Annotated in this window: 4 protein-coding genes and 1 pseudogene; all 5 read right to left on the bottom strand. The window is 68.7% G+C overall.

Translation table 11 applies throughout. The features are described 5' to 3' along the window. Positions 1-41 precede the first annotated feature (41 nt). Positions 42-776 carry a 3-oxoacyl-ACP reductase FabG gene (fabG, locus tag DBV14_RS24030; RefSeq protein ID WP_124462815.1) on the bottom strand — a complete coding sequence of 245 codons (735 nt, stop codon included), beginning with the start codon at positions 774-776 and terminating at the stop codon, positions 42-44. 21 nt (positions 777-797) lie between these two features. Continuing rightward, positions 798-1,271: a hydroxymyristoyl-ACP dehydratase gene (locus tag DBV14_RS24025; RefSeq protein WP_124462813.1), complete on the bottom strand. Its 474-nt coding sequence runs from the start codon at positions 1,269-1,271 to the stop codon at positions 798-800. After that, positions 1,268-2,039: pseudogene (locus DBV14_RS24020) on the bottom strand (class I SAM-dependent methyltransferase). Before DBV14_RS24020 ends, DBV14_RS24025 begins: the two are co-directional and overlap by 4 nt. Next, positions 2,036-2,878, bottom strand: a complete 843-nt coding sequence (locus DBV14_RS24015; RefSeq protein WP_124462811.1) for a polysaccharide deacetylase family protein — start codon at positions 2,876-2,878, stop codon at positions 2,036-2,038. The pseudogene DBV14_RS24020 and the gene DBV14_RS24015 overlap by 4 nt, the downstream one beginning before the upstream one ends. After that, the coding region (locus DBV14_RS24010; RefSeq protein ID WP_369008194.1) for an MMPL family transporter at positions 2,878-4,366 on the bottom strand (1,489 nt) is incomplete at its 5' end. The genes DBV14_RS24010 and DBV14_RS24015, both read right to left, overlap by 1 nt.

The raw sequence follows: 4,366 nt of genomic DNA, 5'->3' as shown, positions 1-4,366 counted from the left end.
GACACAGCACCCATCGCCGCGCCCCCGGACGACCCCAGCTCTCAGATCATTCCGCCGTTGATCGAAATAACCTGCCCCGTGATGTACGCAGCCTCCGGGCTCGCCAGGAAGGCAGCCAACGCAGCCACTTCCTCAGGCGTCCCCGCCCTCTTCACAGGCACCATCTGGTTGATGACCGCCGCATCGAACACGGCATCCGCCATCGGCGACGCAATGATCCCGGGAGCGATCGCATTGACCGTGACCCCGCGCGACGCCACTTCCAGCGACAGCGCCTTGGTCGCGCTGTTCAATGCGCCCTTTGCGGCCGCGTAGTTGACTTGCCCCTTGTTGCCCGCAATCGCCGCGACCGACGAGATGTTCAGGATCCGCCCCCAGCGCGTGCGCATCATTGGCAACAGCAAGGGCTGCGTGACGCGGAAGAATCCGTTCAGCGACACGTCGATCACCTTGTGCCACTGCTCGGCGCGCATGCCCGGCAACACCGCGTCGTCGTGCACGCCCGCGTTGTTCACCAGGATCTGGATCGGGCCGCCTTCCAGCATTTGCGCGCACGCCGCCGCGCAGGCTTCGTCGCTGCGCAGGTCGAACACATGGCACTCCGCCTTGCCGCCCGCCGCCGTGATGGACGCCGCCAGTTTCTCGACCGACTCCGGCCGCGAGTTTGCGTGCAGCAACACCGTGGCGCCGTCGCGCGCGAAACGTTCGGCCATTGCGGCGCCGAGCGCGCCGCTGGCGCCGGTGATCAATGCGCGTTTTCCTTCGAGATTGCCCATGACGAGGTTTTGCGCTTTCTTTTATTCGGTTGTTGTCGTTGTTGTTGCCAGCGGCGTGTTCAAGACCACCACGGCACGGCCTTCGGCCAGCATGCGGCCATCGTCGGCCTTCACGGTGAACTCATAAAGAATCTGGCGGTCGTCGCCCGACAGGCGCTTGGCGCTGACCTGCAATGCGCCGGCGATGTCGTCGAGCCGCGCCACGGCCAGCTTCACATTGCGCGCACTCGCCAGAAAACCGGCCGAGGGCGTGCTGCCTTCGGCGGCAAGCAGGCCACCGTGCAACGCCATGGCCTGCGCGGCGTATTCGATGGCGTTGGGGGCCAGCAAGCCACCGGCGGTGCGCAGCGGGTTGTCCGCTTGCGCGTGCGTCGTGGTGCTGCAGTGGATCGCCTCGGCGTCCCAGCTTTCGAGCCGTTCCAGCAGGCACATGCTGCCGCTGTGCGGAATGCGCTGCGCAATGCCTGCGCGGTCGAGCGTCTGCGGCGCGGTCATGCGACAACGGCCTCCAGGTCGGCCACCAGCAACACGTTGGCGAAGGGCGTGCCTTCGCTCATCGGAATGCTCTGCACACGGAAACCGAGGCGCTGCAGCAGCGCTGTCCATTCGGCCAGCGGACGGCCCCAGGTCGGCGAGACCTTGTGGCCGCGGATGCGCGTCACCGTGCGGTCGACCCATTGGCTGATGGCAAAGCCGCGCCGGCTCGATGCATCGCCTACGCGCAGCAGCAGGCGCGCTTGCGGATTGCCGCCACGCTGCAGCGCATCGCGCACGCNNCTGCAGCACGCCCTCTTGCGCCTGGAGATCAACGTAGTGCAGCACATCGAGGATCACCACCAGGTCGCAATCGGGCAAGGCGGCCGAGCACATGTCGGCGCAGAGCAGCCGGGGCGCGGGTTGCAGATGGCCGATGGACGCCTGCGCGCGCGCCACGTCCTTGGGCATCAGCTCGATGCCGGTGTAGTCGGCGGCAGCCGGCGTGGCGGACCACGACGTCGGCCAGCGCCCCTGCTGCTGCATCGCGCTCATCGACGCCAGCAGACTGGCGAACAGGCCTTGCCCGCAGCCGATGTCGACCACGCGCCGGTGCTGCGCACCGATCAGGCCGCGCTCGAGCAGGCCGCGGAACACCGGGTCGCGCCCCAGCTTGCCGCGGGCGAATTGCCAGGCGAAAGTGCCGCCCTTCTTGTAGGGGACGGTCGCGGCTTCATGCAATTCGCGCCACGCGTTGTCGGTGTTGGTTGACGGCATCACGGCGCTCATGGCTTCAGCCCTTCGGGCAAGGTGACAGCGCGCAATCCATCGGCGCGCAGGCGTTCGAGCAACAAGGGCAATACCTCCAGCAAAACGGGTTTTCCTTCGGCGGTGCGCGCGGCGTTGCCATCGTGTAGCAACAGGATGTCGCGCGCCTGCAGGTTGCGGCTCAAGCGCGCCATCACCTTGGCGGGGTCGCCTTCGCGCGTGTCGAAGCCACGCCGCGTCCAGCTCACGAGCGACAGGCCCAGGCGGTGCAGCACGGGTTCGAGAAAGGGGTTGCGCAGGCCGGCCGGCGCGCGGAAACAGGTCGGGCGCTGGCCCGTGACCTCGGTCAGGATGTCTTGTGCGCGAGCGATTTCTTTTACGAAACCGCGCGGCCCCAGGAAAGAAAAATTGTGCCGGTGCTGCGCCGTGTGGTTCTGGATGCTGTGGCCGCGCGCCACGATTTCTCGCGCCAGTTCAGGGTGCTTGAGCACGCGCTCGGCAATGCAGAAGAAGGTGGCGCGCTGGCCACGTGCGTCCAGCAGATCGAGCACCCGCGGCGTGACTTCGGGCTCAGGCCCGTCGTCAATGGTGATGGCCACTTCGCGCCGCGCGGCCGCGGCTTCGGGCAGACGCGTGACATTGGGCCCCAGCAGGCTGCTGCGCGGCGTCAACCCTGCTCCGGTGATCAGCGCATGGTTCAGCACGATGGCGCCAATCGCCCAGGGCAAGGCGCCCGGCACCAGCACGCCCGCGCCGATGGCGGCCACGTGCCATGCCGCGCTGGCGCGCATGGCCGGCGGCCAGGGCCAGGACTCGGTGGGGTTCGACGCGGAAGAAGACATTGCCGTGGATTTTCCCATCAGCCCCGGGCCTTGGGCGGCGCTACATGGCGCGCGAATGCGGCCGACAGCAGCAGTGCCAGCAACGCCCCCGGCGCGACCACGCGGCCGATGGACGACAGCGCCGGAATGTCCGAAATGGCGATCAGCCCGAACGACACCACGGTCGTCAGGTTGGCCAGCATCAGCGAGGCCAGCGTGTCTTCGTCGGCCCGACCCGTGGTGCGCAACTGGTCGAAGAACAACGCGTAGTTGGAGCCCACGGCAACGATCAGCAGCAGCCCCACCAGGTGCAGGATGCCGAGCGCGGCCTGCATCACGGCCATGCCGCCCAGCGTGAGCATCACCGCGAACACCAGCGGCTGGCACACGGCCAGCAGCCGGCGCCACGAGCGCAGGTAGATGCCGAGCAGCACCACCACCGCCAGCGCGCCGAGCAGCACCTGCACGAAGGCCTCGTGCAGGTAGCGCTGGTACAGCCCCGCAAGCTCGCGGCCGACGTCGACCACCTGCACTTCGGGCAGGCCGGCCAACGCGGTTTCGAGCCGGCCCTGGTCGAACTTCGTGCCGGGATGCAGCACGACGAGCGTCGACCAGCCGCCGCCGGGGCGCTGGTACATCAGCGTGTTCACCACCGAGCCGAGCGGTCCACCGGCCAGGTCGGCGCGCTGCACGGGCGCGAGCTTGCGCGCGGCCTCGACGTCGGCCAGGAACGGCCCGAGCCGCGATGCCGGCAACGGCAGGCCCTGGGTTGCTTCCGTGAGATTGCTACGCAGCGTGTCGCCATCGGGCAGGCTTGCCAGTCGCGCGCTTTGCGCGGCCACGCTGGGCAGCACACGGGTGACGGCTTCGTAGCCCACGAGCTCGCCCTTGTCGACCAGCGCATCGAGGCGCGCCGCTGCCGCTTCGGTGTTGCGCAGCGCGGCCTGTTCGTCGTTGCCGTAGGCCACCACCAGCACGCCGCCGTCGCTGGCGCCGATGTCGTTGCGCAGCATTTCGTCGAGTTGCTGGGCAGACTTGGGCACCGGGCTCATCGCGCCCAGGTCGGCGCGCCACAGGTGGCCGCCCTGCCACAGCACCAGCCCCAGTGCGGCCACGCCAAGCGCGGCCAGCGGCCAGCGCAACCGCGGCAGGCCGCGCACCAGCATGCCGGCCACCAGCGCCATGTGGCGGCGCATGCCCATGCCGGTGGCGCCATCGGGCGCGAGCATCGGCAGTACGTAGCGCGTGGCCAATGCGGCGGACACCAGCCCGGCAATCGAGAAAACGCCCAGTTGCGCCAACCCCGGAAAGCCCGAGAACACCAGTGCCGCGAAGCCGCACACCGATGTGAGCAGGCCGAGCCTCACGGTCGGCCAATGCACTTCGCGCCAGCGCTGCCAGCCGGTGCCGGCCACGGCGCCCGCTCCGGCCTGGCGCGCCTGGATCAGGTAGTAGATGGCGTAGTCGACCGTCTCGCCGATCAGCGTGCTGCCGAAGCCCAGCGTAAGGCCGTGCACCGAGCCGAAC

The organism is Variovorax sp. KBW07, assembly GCF_003852515.1.
Lineage (GTDB): Bacteria > Pseudomonadota > Gammaproteobacteria > Burkholderiales > Burkholderiaceae_C > Variovorax.
Note: the sequence above shows the minus strand (reverse complement) of the source record. Positions and strands in the feature narration are given on the sequence as shown.